Here is a 16,023-nt window from a genome sequence, read left to right as displayed (position 1 = left end):
GGTCGGGCCGACGGCCACCGGCAAGGAGAACAAGATGAAAGCACAAGGGTTGGCCCTGGGCCTGGTTCTGCTGCTGACGGGCTGTGCCACCAATACTTCCGGCGTGGCGCTCTATGGCGCGGCCGGTGCGGCGGCGGTGGCCGAGCAGCATCAAAACGTCAACGTCACCCTGACCGAACTCAGCCGGCGCCAGCAGAACGGCCTGTTGCAGGTCAACGTGGCGGCGGCCAGCACCCAGCGTGGTGACAACACGCTGCAATATCTCTTCTACTGGTATGACGACGCGGGGCAGGAGGTGGCCAGCGATGGCCGCGGCTGGACCCCCCTCAAGCTGCATGGCTACCAGACCCGCACCCTGTCCGCCCTGGCGCCGAGCCCGGCTGCACGGGGTTACCGGATTTACGTTCGCGAAGTGATGGAGGAATCCTACTGATGAAAATGAATCATGCCCTGCTGATCCTGACCGGCGCCCTGCTGCTGGGCGGCTGCTCCAGCACCACCGTCAGCTATGGCGATCCCACCGAGACCGAGACGGTGACCGTCGATTACGGCTCCTCCGACTTGCAGGCCATCGCCGACAAGATGGCGGATTCCATGCTGGCGTCCCCGGCCACCAGCGAGATCACCTCCGGGGGCCGCCCGGTGATGTTCATGGACTCCATCCGCAACAAGACCTCGGAGCACATCGACACCGAGGCCATCACCGACACTATCCGCACCAAGCTGCTGCGCTCGGGCAAGTTCCGCTTCGTGGACATGAGCAAGGTGGCGGCGGTCAAGCAGCAGCTCGAATACCAGCAGGGCAGCGGCATGGTGGATCCCGCCACCATGGTGCGGCTCGGCAAGCAGACCGGTGCCCGCTACATGGTCTATGGCAACCTCGCCAGCATCGTCAAGGACAACGGCAAGGTGAAGGACGTCTACTACCAGATGACCATGAACCTGATGGATGTGGAGAACGGCGAACTGCTGTGGGCCGATCAGAAAGAGATCCGCAAACAGGCCAAGAAGTCCACCTTTGGCTGGTGAGGACCCGCGGGGGCAGGGGGATCTGGCGGAGCTGGCGCTCCTCGCCAGCCTGCCGGTGCCCTGGGATCAGGGGCGCCTTGAGCCGCTGGGCCAGGGCCTGACCAACGGCAACTACCGGCTCAGCCTCCCCACTGGCGAGCAGGCCTTCCTGCGCCGCGGTCATCCTGATCCGGTGCGCCTTGGCATCGACCGGGCCACCGAGTGGCAGCTCTACCAGGGGGCGGTGGGGCAGGGGCTGGCGTTGCCCTGTCATCACGGCGATCCCGCCACCGGCCTGATGCTGCTGGCGTGGTGCGACGAACCCAACTGGGCCGAGCAGGCGCCGCCTCTCGCCGCGCAACCCCGCCTGATGGCGGATGTGCTGGTGCGGCTGCACCGCCTGCCGGTGCCGACCGTGGTGATGGCGGTGCGGGCCCACAGCGGCGGTTATCGGCAGCGTCTGGCCCATATCCCTCCCTGGCTGCCCGCGCTGGAGCGGGCCCTGCTCGCGAGCCGGGAGCCGGACGACTGCTGGCTCCCTTGCCATCACGATCTCAATCCGGCTAACTTGTTGGGGTCGCGGCCCTGGGTCATCGACTGGGAGTACGGCGCCGCCGGCCATCCGGGGTTCGAGGTCGCCAGCATTCAGCGCACCCACGGCTGGAGCGAAGAGCAGCGGTGCCAGTTGGAGAGCTGCTATCTTGAAGCCATGGACGGGGCACCGACGGGGCTGGGGCCCCGGGGATTCCAGGCCGATGCCTTCCTGCCCTGGGTCGATTACATCGGCCTGCTGTGGGCGCTGCTGATGGCCGAACAGCAACCCGGGCCCGAGTATCAGGCCCTGATCGACATCAACCGCCAGCGCCTGGAGTGATGCCAGGCAACGGCCCGCGCGACGCGTGTATTCAATGAATGGGAGGCATGCATGGTGACCACATTCTCATGGCGTCAACCGCGTAGCTGGAGCCTGCTGCTGCTCTGCCTGCTGCTGACGGGTTGCGCCACCCGGGTGATCTACTACTGGCTCGACTCGGCCATCGTCTGGCAACTGGACGACTACTTCTCCCTGGACCGCAGCCAGAAGAAGCTGCTGGACCAGGAGGTGAAGGGGCTGATGGCCTGGCACCGGCAGCATGAGCTACCCATCTATGCCCGGGATCTCGACGCCCTGGCCAAGGCGGTGGCCAGCCCCATGAGCCCGGCCCAGGTGACCCTGCATCTGGACAGAACCCAGGCGAGCCTGACCCGTACCCTGGAGAACGCCATTCCCCGCACGGTGCGCCTCGCCAAGACCCTGACCGACGATCAGGTGGCTCGCTTCATGGCCGATCGGGTGAAGCGCCAGCAGGAGCGCCAGCACGATTTTGCCACCCAGTCGAAGGCCGAGATGATCAAGGGCTTTCGGGAGAAGATGAACGAGCGCCTGGTGTTCTGGATTGGCAAGGTGAAGCCGGCCCAGGAGCCCCTCATCACGCAGTGGGCCGAGTGGCAATACGAGATGATGGCCCCCTGGCTCGACTTTCAGGAGGCCTGGACCAAGGAGCTGGATCGGCTGATGAAACAGCGCCAGAGTCCGGATTTCGGCCAGGAACTGACTCGCTTGCTCCAGCAGGGGGACGGCCTGATGGATGGCCGCTTCACCGGCTACACGGACCAGTCCCGCCAGCGCACCATCCAGTGGCTGAGCGATCTCAGCCACTCCATGGATCTCTCCCAGCGGGCCCACCTCTACACCCTGCTCAAGGACTATGCCGAGGACTTCGAGGGCATGACCCGCAGCCGCTGAGGACGCGGTGAGACAACACAAGGGCGGCGGGCCCCGGGCCTGCCGCCCTTGTTCTTGTGGGGCAGGCTGTGGTAGCTTGCCCTTTCTATTGTGTGGGAATTAACTTTTGAACCTGACCGACAACGTGAAACTGGCGGCGATGACCCTGCTCATCACCCTCGCACTGTTGTTCTCTACCCTCTCGGTGGAGGGGGTCAAGGTACCCGCGTTCCAGCCCTCGGCCCAGCAGGCCCACTCGCTGGCGGAGGGGGCGGCACCTGCCGACGCAAGCCCGGCGGCCCACGGCGTCAGCGGCAGTGACGATGGCATCGTCAAGTTCGTCGGCTCCCACCAGAATCACCTGCTGCGCCTCGAGCACTCCCTGAGCCGCGATCATCAGCCCGGCAGCGTGGTCTACGAGCTGGTGATGAGCTGGTCCCAGCAGGCGATCCTGCTGCTGCTGTGCGGCCTGCTGTTCTATGCCGCCCTCTTCTACCCGGGGACGAGCTTTCGCGATCACTTCGCCGGCATTCACAGGCGCCGCCTGCAGCGCCGGCATCTGCAGTACCGCTTCGCCCAGAGCTTCCTCGCCTGACCCCGATGGGGTCAGCTTGCCACCTGTTGCCTCATCTTCTCTCTGTTGCTGTTCACTTTTAGTGAACGGCTAGGCTGTCTTGTTTCATTTTTTTGCACGGCGCGACCCCGGTGTCGCCCCTTGCCATCGCCTGACAGAGGCCGATTTCATGAGAAAAAAGAGTCATACCGTGTTGAACCGCATGAGCCTGTGGCAGTACGCCCTGTTGCTGCTGATGCTGGTCACGTTCGCGTTCTATTCCCTGCCTACCTTCTTCGGTGAGCAGCCCTCCCTCGGTCTGCACGGCCAGTCGCGCCTGAGCGACGCGCAGCGCACCCTGCTGGCCGAGAACCACATCGACCCCCTCAAGCAGATCGCCCAGGGTGGCCGGATGGCGCTGGTGTTCGCCAGCCAGGGGGAGCAGCAACTGGCCAAGCAGTTGCTGGAGCAGCAGGGGCTGGACAGCGCCGCCCTGACCCTGGAGTTCTACTCCAACGCCCCGGCCTGGATCAGCCGGCTCGGCGCCGACCCCATCAAGCTCGGGCTGGACCTGCGCGGTGGCTCCCAGCTGCTGATCGGGGTGGACGTGGATTTCGTCATCGACAACCAGACCAAGAACCTGGTGGATACCCTGCGCACCCGTTTTCGCGAGGCCAACCTGCGCGGCGCCAGCGTGATGCGCACCGCCCAGGGGAGCGTGGCCGTCACCCTGCCCGACGTGGCGGGGCAGGAGGCCTGGCTCTCCATCATCAAGGAGAGTGCCGGTACCCGCCAGGATCAGTGGACACTGAGCCGTTCCGGCAACGCACTGACCCTGGTGCTGAGCGACGCCGAGCGCACCCTGCTGGTGAACAACGCCGTGACCCAGAACCTGTCGATCCTGAAAAAGCGGATCAACGAGCTCGGCATCGTCGAGGCCTCGGTGGTGCGTCAGGGGCAGGACGGCATCCGCATCGAGCTGCCGGGGGTGCACAACCCCAAGCAGGCGAAAGAGGTGATCGGCGCCACCGCGTCCCTGGCCTTCTATGAAGCCAAGGCCGACAGCCGCTTCTTCATGGCGGATCGCAGCGGCCAGGCAGTGGGGTTGGCCCGCCAGCCGGTGCTGAGCGGCGAGCACATCGTCGATGCCCGCGCCAACATGGGGGAGATGGGGCAGCCCCAGGTCAACATCGTGCTCGACACCCTGGGGGGGAGCAAGATGAACCAGTTCAGCCGCCAGCACGTGGGCAAGCCCATGGCCACCGTCTTCACCGAGTACAAGACCAACGCCGAAGGCAAGCTGCGCGCCCGAAGCGAGGTGATCAACGTCGCCACCATCCAGACCGCCCTTGGCAACCAGTTCCGCATCACCGGGATTGGCAGCCTGCCCGAGGCCCAGGAGCTTGCCATGCTGCTGCGGGCCGGGGCCCTCACCGCGCCGCTGAAGATCCTGGAGGAGCGCAGCATAGGCCCGACCCTGGGTCTGCAGAACATCGAGGCGGGCTTCACCGCCCTGGCGTTCGGCATGGCGGGCATGATGCTGTTCATGATGGCCTGGTATCGCAAGTTCGGCTGGGTCGCCATCACGGCGCTGGTCGCCAACCTGCTGATGCAGGTGGGCATGCTGGCGGTATTGCCTGGCGCCGTGCTGACCCTGCCGGGGATCGCCGGTCTGGTGCTCACCGTCGGCATGGCGGTGGATACCCATGTGCTGATTTTTGAGCGGATCAAGGACCGGCTGCGGGAAGGGGGTTCGTTGGCCAACGCCATCGACTTTGGTTATCGCTCGGCGTTTCGCACCATCTTCGATGCCAACATCACCACCCTCATCTGCGCCGTGGTGCTCTATGCCATCGGTTCCGGGCCGCTGCAGGGCTTCTCCATCACCCTGATCCTGGGGCTCATCTCCAGCATGGTGACCGGCATCTGGGGCACCCGCGCCATCATCAACCCCCTGTGGGGCAACAGCCGCGCCAAGCTGCTGAGGGTATGACCATGAACCGACTTCATCACCATGACGCCGCGCCCGTGAGTCTGCATGACCTGCGCACCGACCGCTTCCTGCCGGGAAGCCTGTACCACCTGACGTCGAGGGAAGAACAATGCTGAGAATGATCCTGGCCATGGGGCTGACCCGCTGGCGCTATATCGGGCTGTGGGCCTCCGTGCTGCTGACCCTGGCCTGCGTGGCCGTCCTTGCGACAAAAGGGCTCGCCCTCGGGCTCGATTTCACCGGCGGGATCCTGCTGGAGTTTCGCATCCAGACCCTGAAGGAGGCCCATGAGCTCAACGCTCTGCTGACGGCGCCCCTGGCGGGGGTGGTGGAGCTGCACGGCGCCGGTGTGCCCGGCGAGTGGCTCATCAAGCTGCCCCCCCACGCGCTGCCCTGGGCGGCGGAGGATCTGGCGACCATGCTGGGGCAGCAACTCGCCCTGCCGGTGGAGCTCTTGCGCACCACCATCGTCGGGCCCCAGGTGGGCGCGGAGCTGTTCCAGCAGGGGATGCTGGCGGTGCTGGTGGCCTCGCTCGCCATCTCCGCCTACCTGGCGGTGCGCTTCGAGTGGCGCCAGGCCATCGGCATCCTGGTGTCGGTGCTGCACGACGGTCTGGTGGCCATCGGGCTGCTCGCGCTCTTTGACATCGAGTTCGACCTCAACGTCATCGCGGGCCTGATGGCGGTGATAGGCTACTCCCTCAACGACAGCATCGTCATCTCGGACCGGCTGCGGGACTTGCTGGGGTCGCGTACCCGTATGGGGATCCACGAGTGCTCGGACGTGGCCATCAAGGCCACCTTCAGCCGCACCATGATCACCTCGGGCACCACCCTCTTCACCGTGGGGGCCCTGCTCCTGTTCGGCGGCGACGCCCTCTACGGCTTCTCCTTCACCCTGTTCGCGGGCATCCTGGTGGGGACGCTCTCCTCCATCACGGTGGCCTCCACCGTGCAGGAGCTGCTGGGGCTTTCCCCCCAGGCCTACCAGAAAAAAGAGGAGGAGCTGGCCGAGGCGGCGTGACCGGCGAGCGCCCCGTCACGGGGCACATGGGCGGCCAGTGCGGCCGCCCCGGGCAAAAAAGGAAGGCGAATGCCTTCCTTTTTCCATTCTGCCAGAGGGGGGCGGCGGTCCCGAAGGCCGGGTTGGGGCGGCGGGTGTGACGCGGCCGAGCAGAAGTTGAAAAGTGTAATGAAATGCATGTTTTAGGCGCTATTTTCGGGGCCCGCATCGGCTACACTGGCAGGGAGTCTATGGATGGAGTAAGCACTCATGAATATCGCTCGTCGGCTTCAACTCATTGCCCTGCTGGTCATGCTGGCCCTGGGGTGCCTCAGCTGGTTCAGTATCAGCAGACTCTCCTCCGCCAATGCGGATCTCAGCTATGTAACAGACAACACAGTCCCCAGCATTTCCACGATCAAGGAGATACAGACAGACTTCTACGCCCTGCATTCATTGATCCAGGCGCACGTGCTCAACACCGACGACGGCAAGATGAGTCAGATAGAGCAGAGCATTGCATCCCTTCACACCAAGATGGACGCCCTGCTGAGCCAGTATGAAAGCGGGATGATCTCCAATGAGGAGGACAGGCAGCTCGTCGCCGATGATCGGCGCCTGGTTGCCCAGTACGGCAAGGCCTCTGAAGACGTCCTGCGCCTGTCCCGCGAGAACAAGAATGTGGAGGCCAGAGAGGCGATCGACACGGAGCTTGCCCCCTTGTTTGAGCAGCTTTCCCAGGCCATCGACAAGCACGTCCACTTCAACATCCAGCAAGGTGACGCCGTCAAGCTGCGAGGCGAGCAGAATGCCGATAGCAGCATGCAGGCCCTGTTGTTCATCTCGGTGGGCACGGGAGCCCTCACGCTGGTGCTCTTTCTCTGGCTGTTCAGGCAGGTCGCCAATCCCCTCCGTCTGGCCATGGCGACCCTGTCCGAGATCCAGCGCGACCTGAACTTCACCCTGCGGGCCAATGTGAGCCAGCAGGACGAGATCGGCCAGACGCTGACGGCGGTCAACCGCCTGCTGGACACCTTGCAGCAGACCTTCACCGAGTTTTCGGTGGGCAGCCTGCAGATCAAGAGCACGGCAGAGTCCCTCTCCCAGGCGGCCCAGCACATGGCGGAGTCGGCGAGTCAGGCCAATGACGCCACCAGCCTTATCGCCGCCGGGGTGGAGGAGATGAGCGTGAGCATCACGGACATCTCCCAGCGCACCCAGGAGACCAGCCGCATCACCAATGAATCCGGCAAGCTCGCCAGTGACGGCGGGGCCACCATAGAGCGCACTGTGCTCGCCATCAACGACATCGCCGACGCCATTCGTCAGGCCTCCCGCGATGTGACGGCGCTGGGGGAGGGGATCTCCCGCATCGGTGGGGTGGTGAACGTCATCAACGATGTGGCGGGGCAGACCAACCTGCTGGCGCTCAACGCCGCCATCGAGGCGGCGCGGGCCGGTGAGCAGGGACGCGGCTTTGCGGTGGTCGCCGACGAGGTGCGCAAGCTGGCGGAGCGGACGGCCCTGTCGACCCAGGAGATCTCAAGGACGGTGGAGGCTATCCAGCAAGGGTCCGAGGCCACGGTGGCCAGAATGGTCCTGGTGGAGGAGAAGGTGGCGCAAGGGGTGGCCATGGCGACGGAAAGCGGGGCCATCATCACCCAGATCCGCCAGGCCTCCCATCGCGTCATGGATCAGGTCGGCGAGATCACCCTGGCCATCCGCGAGCAGACCTCGGCGGCGGAATCCATCGCCCTCCAGGTCGAGCAGATAGCCCAGGTGGTGCAGCAGACCAGCAGCACGGCGGAGGAGACCTCCGCCGCCGCAGAGGAGCTGAACGTGACCACGGAGAATATCCACCAGCAGATCTCCCGCTATCGCATCCAGTGATGCGCGGATCGGTTGTTCTCTCCCCGCCATGCCCATGGCGGGGATTTTTTTATGTCAGAACCCCGACCCGGGCTGTTGCAGGAAGGCGGCCTCTTCCTCCGTGCTCGCCCTGCCCAGGATGGCGTTGCGGTGGGGGAAGCGGCCAAAGCGCTCGACGATCACCTGGTGGCGCCGGGCAAAGTCGGCAAAGCCTTCGAAGGTGGCCCGGGCCGGGCCTGTGGCCTGCTCGTCGGCCAGGGCCTCGAACAGGGCGACGCTTCTGGCCTGCTGCTCTCTGGACTCCGCGTGCTCGAGGGGCAGATAGAAGAAGACCCGGGCCAGCGGCGAGAGCCCCTTGTCGACCCCGAGGGTGAGCCCCTTGAGGCACAGCGCCCTGGCCTTGTCGTCCTGGGCGAAGGCGGCGGGGGTGTGGCGGTGAAGGTTTCGCGGCAGCTGGTCCAGCAGCAGGATGAGGGCCAGGCGCCCTGCGGGATCGTCCTCCCAACGGGCGAGCTCGCCCGCTGCGGCACGGGCCGCCAGTTCGCCGAAGCGTGAGGCCAGCAGGGCATCGGTCTCGCTGCTCTTGCCCCACCAGAGGGGGGCCTGACGGGCGGCACGGGGGGCGTCGTCTGCGTCATCGCCAAACCAGAAATCGAGCAGAGGTTGCCAGGGTTGCATGGGAACTCCTTGGGCCGGTGGCCGTGAGGTGAAAACGGAGCAGGGGATCTGCCATGGGGGGCTGCCGCCGTGGCGGCTTCCCGTTACACTGTGCCATCTTTTGCCCCAAAGGGTGATCCCCGGATGGGCCCGTGCTCCCCTGACCCCCTCATCACCCTGACCGGGGCAGCCCGGATGTGTCCCACTCAATAGAAGGAATGCCAGATATGGCCGGAGCCAGTTTGTTGACCCTGCTCGATGATATTGCCAGCGTGCTCGATGATGTCGCCCTGATGACCAAGGTGGCGGCGAAGAAGACGGCCGGGGTGCTGGGGGACGATCTCGCCCTCAATGCAGAGCAGGTCTCCGGGGTGCGGGCCGAGCGTGAGCTGCCGGTGGTGTGGGCGGTGGCCAAGGGATCGTTTCGCAACAAGCTCATCCTGGTGCCTGCCGCCATCGCCATCAGTGCTCTTATCCCCTGGCTCATCACCCCGCTCCTGATGCTGGGGGGGGCCTACCTCTGTTTCGAGGGGGCGGAGAAGCTGGTCCACAAGTTCTTGCCCCACGAGGAGGAGGCGCATCAGGCGGCGCCGGTGCCCGAGGATCTGGCGGCCTATGAGCGCCAGAAGGTGAAGGGGGCCATTCGCACCGATTTCATCCTCTCGGCGGAGATCATCGTTATCGCCCTCGGCACCGTGCAGGGGTCGAGCCTGGGCCTGCAGATCGCCGTGGTGGCGGGCATCGCCCTGCTGATGACCGTCGGGGTCTATGGCCTGGTGGGGCTCATCGTCAAGCTCGACGACATCGGTCTGCACCTGCTGCAAAAGCCCGATGGGGGCGCCGTGCGCCGGGCGGTGGGGCAGGGGCTGCTGGTGACGGCGCCCCGTCTGATGCACCTGCTTGCCCTGGTGGGCACCATCGCCATGTTCATGGTCGGCGGCGGCATTCTGGTCCATGGCTGGCCCTTCCTCCATCATCTCATCGAAGGGACGGCGGACACGGTGGCCGCCCTGCCCGGGGTCGGCGGGGTACTGGCCGTGGTGACGCCCACCCTGCTGAGCGCCCTGGCCGGCGTGGTGGCAGGGCTGGTGCTGGTGGTGGCCATGACCCTGGTGAGCAAGCTTCAGCCCGCCAAATAGGTCGCTTGTCGGGGGAGGGCCGACAGGGGCCGTCGCACCCGGGGGCGCTCTTCTGCTGGTTGCCTCGAATGGGGGCTAGGCAAGTGCCTGGCCCCCTTCGTACTATCCGGTTTCACCCGCCCGCAGAGGCGGGGTGACCCGATATGGACGCAAACAGACAAGGACAACCATGAAACCACCCGTTTGGCGAGATGATCACATCTATGCCGCCCCCGACGATCCTGCCATCGAGGCCGCCTTCCAGGAGGCTGCCCGCGCCCTCACCCGGCTTGACGCCCTCCTGGCGGACCTGCCGGATCCCGCCCATCCCGTTGCGGATGCCAATGCCCTGCGCCACCTGCTGCGGGCCATCCGCCGCGAGGCCAACGGGGTGAAGAGCCTGGCCTGGAACAGTCAGGTCTATGGTTACAACCGGCTGAGCCAGAACGGGCGCGACGAGGAGGCCCGGGTACTGCTTTCCCGGGGCCAGCAGCTGGAGGCGACCCTGGCCCAGCGCAGCAAGCCGGTGGACCTGTTCTGGGTTCGCGCCCCCGAGTCACTGGTGTGCACCCTGCTGCAAGACCCCGAGCTCTTCGAGCTGGCCTACCAGATCCATCACGACAGAGCGCTGCAGGATCAGTGGCTTTCGCTCGAGAGCGAGCAGCTCATCGAGGGGTTGGCGGTGGACGGCCTGCAGGGGTGGGGGGATCTCTACGACAACCTGGTGGGGCGGCTGCTGCCGGTGGTGGAGGGGATGCCCATGGGGCTTGCCCAGGCGGACAACCTGCTCGCCCACCCGGACAGGGCGCGGCGCGCCAGCGCCTGGCACGCCATCCAGGACGCCTGGGAGGCGGAGCAGGAGACGGTGGCCGCCATTCTCAACGCCATCAACGGCTGGCGCAACGAACTCGGCCGCCAGCGCGGCAAGGGGCGCAGGCTGGATGCCCTCGAGGTCACCTGCCATCAGGAGCACATCACGGGCGCGACCCTGGAGACCCTGATGGCGGCGGCCGGGGAGCACAGGGAGCTCGGGCGCCGCGCCTTGCGTGCCATGGCCTGTGCCCAGCAGATCACCGACTTCGCCCCCTGGGATCTCTTTGCCCCGGCGCCCCAGGCCGTACACGGCAAGTTCGGCGTCGAGCAGGCGCTGAATCTGGTGATGGAGGCCTTTGCCGCCTTCGATCCCGAGATGGGGGCGTTTGTCCGCATGATGGCCGACAAGGGGTGGATCGATGCCGCCCCGAGCGAGCACAGGCGAAGTGGCGCCTATTGCACCGAGTATGCCGATCCACCCGAGCCAAGGGTCTTCCTCACCTTCGAGGGGACCATGGACAACGTCATCACCCTGGCCCATGAGCTCGGTCACGCCTGGCACAGCTGGTTGCTGCGGGATCTTCCCTTCGAACAGCGGGGCTACCCCAAGACGCTGGCGGAGACCGCCTCCCTCTTTGCCGAGATCCTGGTGCGCGATGCCCTGCTGGCCGCCACCGACAAGGTGGAGCCGCGCCGGGCCATCGCCTGGCTGGACGGGGAGCGGGCCGCGAGCCTGCTTCTCGACATCCCCGCCCGCTTTGCCTTCGAGCGCGCCCTGGTGACGGCGCGGGAGGCGGGTTACGTGGGGGCGAGCCAGATGCGGGAGATGATGAAATCGGCGCAGCAGCAGTGCTATGGTGACGCCCTCAGCCAGTATGACGAGCTGTTCTGGGCCAGCAAGGGTCACTTCTCCATCGCCGAGTCCGGGTTTTACAACTACCCCTATCTGTTTGGCTATCTCTTCAGCCTGGGGCTCTATGCCCAGCATGCGCGGGCCGGGGGCGAGTTTGTGCCCGCCTATCGCGCCCTGCTGCGAGATACCGGCCGCATGAGCGCCGAGGCGCTGGTGGAGAAGCACCTGGGGGTCGACATCCGCGAACCCGGGTTCTGGCAGGAGAGCCTGCGCTATGTGGAAGAGGCGGTGGTGCGCCTCGAGCGGCTGGTGTGATGCCTGCCCGCGAAGGTGGTGGCTCTGGCCACCTGGATTTCACGACGGGCCAGGCCCGTCCCTGACGATGAGCGTTCGATGCAACAACGAGTCTATCCACAGCAGTGGCAAAATGATCACATCTACCCCTCCCTCGACAGCTGTGTCCTCGAGGCGGACATGAGCCTGGCCCGCGCCAGCCTGGCCGAGCTGAGCGGTTTTATCGAGGGACTGGCCCAGGTTCCTCGCACCCCAGGCGCCTTGCAGGACTTCCTCAGGGAGGTACGCCTGCGGGCCCGGCGCATTCGCGACATCGGCTGGAACATCGCCGTGCTGGCCGCCTGCAAGGGGAGCCAGGACGCCCGGGATCCCCTCGCCAAGCAGGTTGCCTCCCGGGCCCGGGCCCTCAATGCGGATCTGTTCAAGACGCTTGCCCCCATCGAAGATCTGATGCTGGGGCTGCCTGCGCCCGAGTTTGAGCAACTGATGGCCGACCCCCTGCTCGGGGAGGAGGGGTACCGGCTGCGCCACGAGCGTCGCCTGCAGGATCAGCGGCTGCCGGTGGAGGCGGAGCAGCTGGTCATCGGCCTTGGCACCGACGGCCTGCACGCCTGGGGCAACCTCTACAACGATCTGGTGGGCAAGATAAGGCTGGTGATCGCGGGTCGCGAGATGGGGTTGGCGGAGGCGAGCAACCTGCTCTCCAGCCCGGATCGTGCCCTGCGCAAAGAGGCCTTCGATGCCATCAGCGCCGGCTGGGAAGGGGAGCAGGAGACGGTGGCAGCCATCCTCAACGCCCTCAACGGCTGGCGCCTGGAGCTCTCGCGCCAGCGCGGCAAACACCGGCGCCTCGATGCCCTGGATCTCTCCTGCCACCAGAGTCACATCGAGCGGGCGACCCTGGATACCCTGATGGCGGAGACCTGGCAGGCCCGCCATCTGGGCCAGCGGGCCCTGGGGCTGATGGCCGGTCACCTCGGCCTCGAGGTGCTGGGGCCGGAGGATCTCTTTGCGCCACCCCCTGCCGCCAGCCGCCGGGAGATCCCCTTCGAGGAAGCGGTCGACATCATCGCCCTGGCCTTCGCGCGCTTTGACCCCGAGATGGGGGACTTTGCCCGCATGATGGCCGAGCGCGGCTGGATTGATGCCGCCCCCACCCCCAACCGGCGCACCGGGGCCTATTGCACCAAGTTTGCCGAGCCGGTGGAGCCGCGGGTCTTCATCACCTATGCGGGCACCATGGACAACGTCATCACGCTGGCCCACGAGCTCGGTCACGCCTGGCACAACTGGCTCATCCGCGACTTGCCCATGAGCCAGCGCAGCTACCCCATGACCCTGGCGGAGACCGCCTCCATCTTCGCCGAGACCCTGGTGCGCAGCGCCCTCTACGAGCAGGCCCGAAGCGCCGAGGAGCGTCTGGCCATCGCCTGGGCGGATGCCGATGGCGCCGCCACCTTCCTGGTCAACATCCCGGCCCGCTTCGACTTCGAGCGGGCCCTGGTGGCCGAGCGCGAGCAGGGCTATGTGTCGTCGGCCCGGCTCAAGGGGCTCACCGACGAGGCCTGGGGGCGCTGGTACGAGCAGAGCCTCGACCGCTATCACCCCCTGTTCTGGGCCGCGAAGGCGCACTTCTCCATCGCGGGCTTCGGTTTTTACAACTACCCCTACCTCTTTGGCTATCTGTTCAGCCTCGGGGTCTATCAGCAGCTGATGAGCCGCCAGGCCGCAGGGGAGGCGGGGGTGGCCGAGGCCTACCGCGCCCTGCTGCGAGACACTGGTCGCATGAGCGCCGAAGAACTGGTCGAACGGCATTTGGGGCAGGACATTCGAAAACCCGCCTTCTGGCAGGGGAGCCTGGCCCTGGTGGAAGCGGCGGTGGCGCGCTTCGCCCAGTGCGGCAGTTAACCTCGCCAGACCCGGTTTGCGCCATGTCCCGCCGGGGCATGGCGCTGCCACAGCCGCCCCGACGCGCGGTTTGGTGGCCCGAAGGGGCGTGATCCAAAGCAAGAAAGTGGGATGTTTTGGTGGCGCAAGGCCCTGTCGCTGGGGTAGTTTCGATAGAACCGACACAGTTTTTGAGGTCTTGTCCATGATCATCTATCTGCATGGCTTTGATGCCACCAGCCCCGGCAATCATGAAAAAGTGCTGCAGTTGCAGTTTATCGATGATGATGTGCGTTTCGTGCACTACAGCACGGTTCACCCCCGCCACGACATGAGCCACCTGCTCAAGGAAGTGAAGAAGCAGCTCGACATGAGCACCGATCCCAAACCCCTCATCTGCGGCGTGGGCCTGGGTGGCTACTGGAGCGAGCGGATCGGGTTTCTGTGCGGCATCAAGCAGGTGGTATTCAACCCCAACCTGCACCCGGAAGAGAACATGCAGGGCAAGATCGACAGGCCGGAGGAGTACGAGGACATCGGCACCAAGTGTGTAACCGAATTTCGTAATAAAAATTCAGGAAACTGCCTGTGCATCCTTTCCGTTCAGGATGAAATCCGCGATAATCGGGACACTGAACGTGAATTGAAGAACTATTACGACATCGTATGGGATGAGCGCGAGACCCATAAGTTCAAGAACATCTCGCACCATCTGCAACGGATGAAGGCCTTCAAAGAAGCCTGAGCCATCACGTCAACCGATTTCGTTTTAGGGAGCCAATGGCTCCCTTTCGTTTTGAGGAACCAAGGAAAATCATCATGATGAATATTGTCGTTGTAGGCGGTGGCGCCGGTGGTCTCGAGCTTGCGACCAGCCTGGGCCGCAAGCTGGGCAAGAAGAACAAGGCCAGGATCACCCTGGTGGATCGCAATCGCACCCACCTGTGGAAGCCCCTGCTGCACGAAGTGGCCACCGGCTCCATGGATGCGGGCATCGATGCCCTGAGCTACCAGTCCCACGCCAAGAACCACGGCTTCGAATTCCAGCTCGGCAGCCTGACCGACATCAAGCGCGACGAGAAACGCATCGTGCTGGCCCCCATCCACGACGAGAGCGGCGCCCTGGTGGTCAACGAGCGGGAAGTGGCTTACGACATCCTGGTGATGGCCATCGGCTCGGTCTCCAACGACTTCAACACCAAGGGCATCAAGGATCACTGCATCTTCCTGGACAGCCCCTCCCAGGCGCACCGCTTCTACAACAGCATGATGAACCGCTTCCTGCAGTTCGCCACCGAATACCAGCCCGGTGACAAGGTGAAGATCGCCATCGTCGGCGGCGGCGCCACCGGCGTCGAGCTCTCCGCCGAGCTCTACAACGCGGTGGAGCAGCTCTACGCCTACGGCTTCAAGAACCTCACCACCGACAGTCTCAAGGTGACCCTGGTGGAAGCGGGCCCCCGTATCCTGCCGGCCCTGCCGGAGCGCATCAGCGGCTCCGCCCATCAGGAGCTGGTGAAGCTGGGCGTGGACGTGCGTACCGCCACCATGATCACCGAGGCCACCGCCGAGGGCCTGCACACCAAGGATGGGGAGCTGATTGAAGCAGACCTCATGGTGTGGGCCGCGGGCATCAAGGCGCCGGACTTCATGAAGGAGATCGCGGGCCTGGAAACCAACCGCATCAACCAGCTGGTGGTCCACGAGACCCTGCAGACCACCCGGGACGAGAACATCTTCGTCATCGGCGACTGCGCCGCCTGCCCGCAGCCGGACGGCAAGTTCGTGCCGCCCCGCGCCCAGTCCGCCCACCAGATGGCGACCCAGGCGTTCAAGAACATCCTGGCCAAGATGAACGGCGGCGAGATGAAGCCCTACCGCTATCACGATCACGGCTCCCTGGTCTCCTTGAGCCGCTTCTCCACCGTGGGCAGCCTGATGGGCAACCTGATGCGGGGCTCCATGATGGTGGAGGGCTACATCGCCCGCATCGTCTACATCTCCCTCTACCGGATGCACCAGGTGGCCCTGCACGGCTACATCAAGACCGGCCTCATCATGCTGGTGGGCCGCATCAACCGGGTGCTGCGCCCGAGCATGAAGCTGCACTGAGTGCATGGCGGCTGCCGCTGCGAACATCAGAAAGGAGAGGCTTGCCTCTCCTTTTTTATGGCCGACGCGAGTCGCTCCTGACAGCGCCTGCCGCCGTC

General features: G+C 65.3%; 14 protein-coding genes. 13 read left to right on the top strand and 1 reads right to left on the bottom strand.

From position 1 onward, the window contains the following. The first annotated feature begins 34 nt into the window (after positions 1 to 34). From C2U30_RS05175 to C2U30_RS05140, 8 genes are all read left to right on the top strand, one after another. The gene (locus C2U30_RS05175; RefSeq protein ID WP_010674345.1) at positions 35 to 433 is read left to right on the top strand and encodes a YcfL family protein; all 399 of its coding nucleotides are present in this window, start codon (positions 35 to 37) and stop codon (positions 431 to 433) included. Next, positions 433 to 1,029, top strand: coding sequence for a penicillin-binding protein activator LpoB (gene lpoB / locus C2U30_RS05170; RefSeq protein WP_103243333.1), 597 nt, complete (start codon positions 433 to 435; stop codon positions 1,027 to 1,029). Before C2U30_RS05175 ends, lpoB begins: the two co-directional genes overlap by 1 nt. Beyond that, a complete protein-coding gene (locus tag C2U30_RS05165) occupies positions 1,019 to 1,882 on the top strand; it encodes a phosphotransferase (RefSeq protein ID WP_103243332.1) in 864 nt (287 codons plus the stop codon). Before lpoB ends, C2U30_RS05165 begins: the two co-directional genes overlap by 11 nt. Positions 1,883 to 1,933: 51 nt before the next feature. After that, positions 1,934 to 2,794 (top strand): DUF6279 family lipoprotein, encoded by an 861-nt coding sequence (locus C2U30_RS05160; protein ID WP_042017226.1) that lies wholly within the window; start codon positions 1,934 to 1,936, stop codon positions 2,792 to 2,794. 106 nt (positions 2,795 to 2,900) lie between these two features. Then, positions 2,901 to 3,368, top strand: a complete 468-nt coding sequence (locus C2U30_RS05155; protein ID WP_041212852.1) for a hypothetical protein — start codon at positions 2,901 to 2,903, stop codon at positions 3,366 to 3,368. 148 nt (positions 3,369 to 3,516) lie between these two features. Next, the gene (secD, locus tag C2U30_RS05150) at positions 3,517 to 5,319 is read left to right on the top strand and encodes a protein translocase subunit SecD (RefSeq protein ID WP_029314367.1); all 1,803 of its coding nucleotides are present in this window, start codon (positions 3,517 to 3,519) and stop codon (positions 5,317 to 5,319) included. Between the two features lie 109 nt (positions 5,320 to 5,428). Beyond that, a complete protein-coding gene (secF, locus tag C2U30_RS05145; RefSeq protein ID WP_029314368.1) occupies positions 5,429 to 6,343 on the top strand; it encodes a protein translocase subunit SecF in 915 nt (304 codons plus the stop codon). A 249-nt stretch (positions 6,344 to 6,592) separates the two neighbouring features. Beyond that, complete coding sequence (locus tag C2U30_RS05140) at positions 6,593 to 8,212, top strand: methyl-accepting chemotaxis protein (RefSeq protein WP_103243331.1); 1,620 nt, start codon at positions 6,593 to 6,595, stop codon at positions 8,210 to 8,212. Between the two features lie 54 nt (positions 8,213 to 8,266). Here C2U30_RS05140 and C2U30_RS05135 read toward each other — a convergent pair whose 3' ends face one another. Beyond that, complete coding sequence (locus tag C2U30_RS05135; protein ID WP_103243330.1) at positions 8,267 to 8,869, bottom strand: DUF924 family protein; 603 nt, start codon at positions 8,867 to 8,869, stop codon at positions 8,267 to 8,269. A 206-nt stretch (positions 8,870 to 9,075) separates the two neighbouring features. Between C2U30_RS05135 and C2U30_RS05130 the strand changes: the two genes are divergently transcribed. From C2U30_RS05130 to C2U30_RS05110, 5 genes are all read left to right on the top strand, one after another. Beyond that, positions 9,076 to 9,987, top strand: coding sequence for a DUF808 domain-containing protein (locus tag C2U30_RS05130; RefSeq protein WP_041212856.1), 912 nt, complete (start codon positions 9,076 to 9,078; stop codon positions 9,985 to 9,987). 169 nt (positions 9,988 to 10,156) lie between these two features. Then, a complete protein-coding gene (locus tag C2U30_RS05125) occupies positions 10,157 to 11,947 on the top strand; it encodes a M3 family oligoendopeptidase (protein ID WP_103243329.1) in 1,791 nt (596 codons plus the stop codon). A 78-nt stretch (positions 11,948 to 12,025) separates the two neighbouring features. Beyond that, complete coding sequence (locus C2U30_RS05120; protein WP_103243328.1) at positions 12,026 to 13,834, top strand: M3 family oligoendopeptidase; 1,809 nt, start codon at positions 12,026 to 12,028, stop codon at positions 13,832 to 13,834. Positions 13,835 to 14,018: 184 nt separating this feature from the next. Then, on the top strand, positions 14,019 to 14,558 hold the full coding sequence (ycfP, locus tag C2U30_RS05115) for an alpha/beta hydrolase YcfP (RefSeq protein WP_005331594.1): 540 nt from the start codon (positions 14,019 to 14,021) through the stop codon (positions 14,556 to 14,558). A 74-nt stretch (positions 14,559 to 14,632) separates the two neighbouring features. After that, positions 14,633 to 15,925: an NAD(P)/FAD-dependent oxidoreductase gene (locus tag C2U30_RS05110; protein ID WP_041212859.1), complete on the top strand. Its 1,293-nt coding sequence runs from the start codon at positions 14,633 to 14,635 to the stop codon at positions 15,923 to 15,925. The last annotated feature ends 98 nt before the right edge of the window (positions 15,926 to 16,023 follow it).

The organism is Aeromonas sp. ASNIH5 (genome assembly GCF_002902865.1).
GTDB lineage: Bacteria > Pseudomonadota > Gammaproteobacteria > Enterobacterales > Aeromonadaceae > Aeromonas > Aeromonas caviae.
The sequence above is the reverse complement of the archived record's forward strand: the minus strand, read 5'-3'. Positions and strand labels throughout refer to the sequence as shown.

Excerpts from the sequence above, each read along its gene's own strand:
- C2U30_RS05120 (WP_103243328.1), top strand. The coding sequence starts at position 12,026 with ATGCAACAACGAGTCTATCCACAGCAGTGGCAAAATGATCACATCTAC.
- secD (WP_029314367.1), top strand. The coding sequence starts at position 3,517 with ATGAGAAAAAAGAGTCATACCGTGTTGAACCGCATGAGCCTGTGGCAG.
- C2U30_RS05135 (WP_103243330.1), bottom strand. The coding sequence starts at position 8,869 with ATGCAACCCTGGCAACCTCTGCTCGATTTCTGGTTTGGCGATGACGCA.
- C2U30_RS05140 (WP_103243331.1), top strand. The coding sequence starts at position 6,593 with ATGAATATCGCTCGTCGGCTTCAACTCATTGCCCTGCTGGTCATGCTG.
- C2U30_RS05125 (WP_103243329.1), top strand. The coding sequence starts at position 10,157 with ATGAAACCACCCGTTTGGCGAGATGATCACATCTATGCCGCCCCCGAC.
- C2U30_RS05160 (WP_042017226.1), top strand. The coding sequence starts at position 1,934 with ATGGTGACCACATTCTCATGGCGTCAACCGCGTAGCTGGAGCCTGCTG.
- secF (WP_029314368.1), top strand. The coding sequence starts at position 5,429 with ATGCTGAGAATGATCCTGGCCATGGGGCTGACCCGCTGGCGCTATATC.
- C2U30_RS05175 (WP_010674345.1), top strand. The coding sequence starts at position 35 with ATGAAAGCACAAGGGTTGGCCCTGGGCCTGGTTCTGCTGCTGACGGGC.
- lpoB (WP_103243333.1), top strand. The coding sequence starts at position 433 with ATGAAAATGAATCATGCCCTGCTGATCCTGACCGGCGCCCTGCTGCTG.
- ycfP (WP_005331594.1), top strand. The coding sequence starts at position 14,019 with ATGATCATCTATCTGCATGGCTTTGATGCCACCAGCCCCGGCAATCAT.
- C2U30_RS05110 (WP_041212859.1), top strand. The coding sequence starts at position 14,633 with ATGATGAATATTGTCGTTGTAGGCGGTGGCGCCGGTGGTCTCGAGCTT.
- C2U30_RS05130 (WP_041212856.1), top strand. The coding sequence starts at position 9,076 with ATGGCCGGAGCCAGTTTGTTGACCCTGCTCGATGATATTGCCAGCGTG.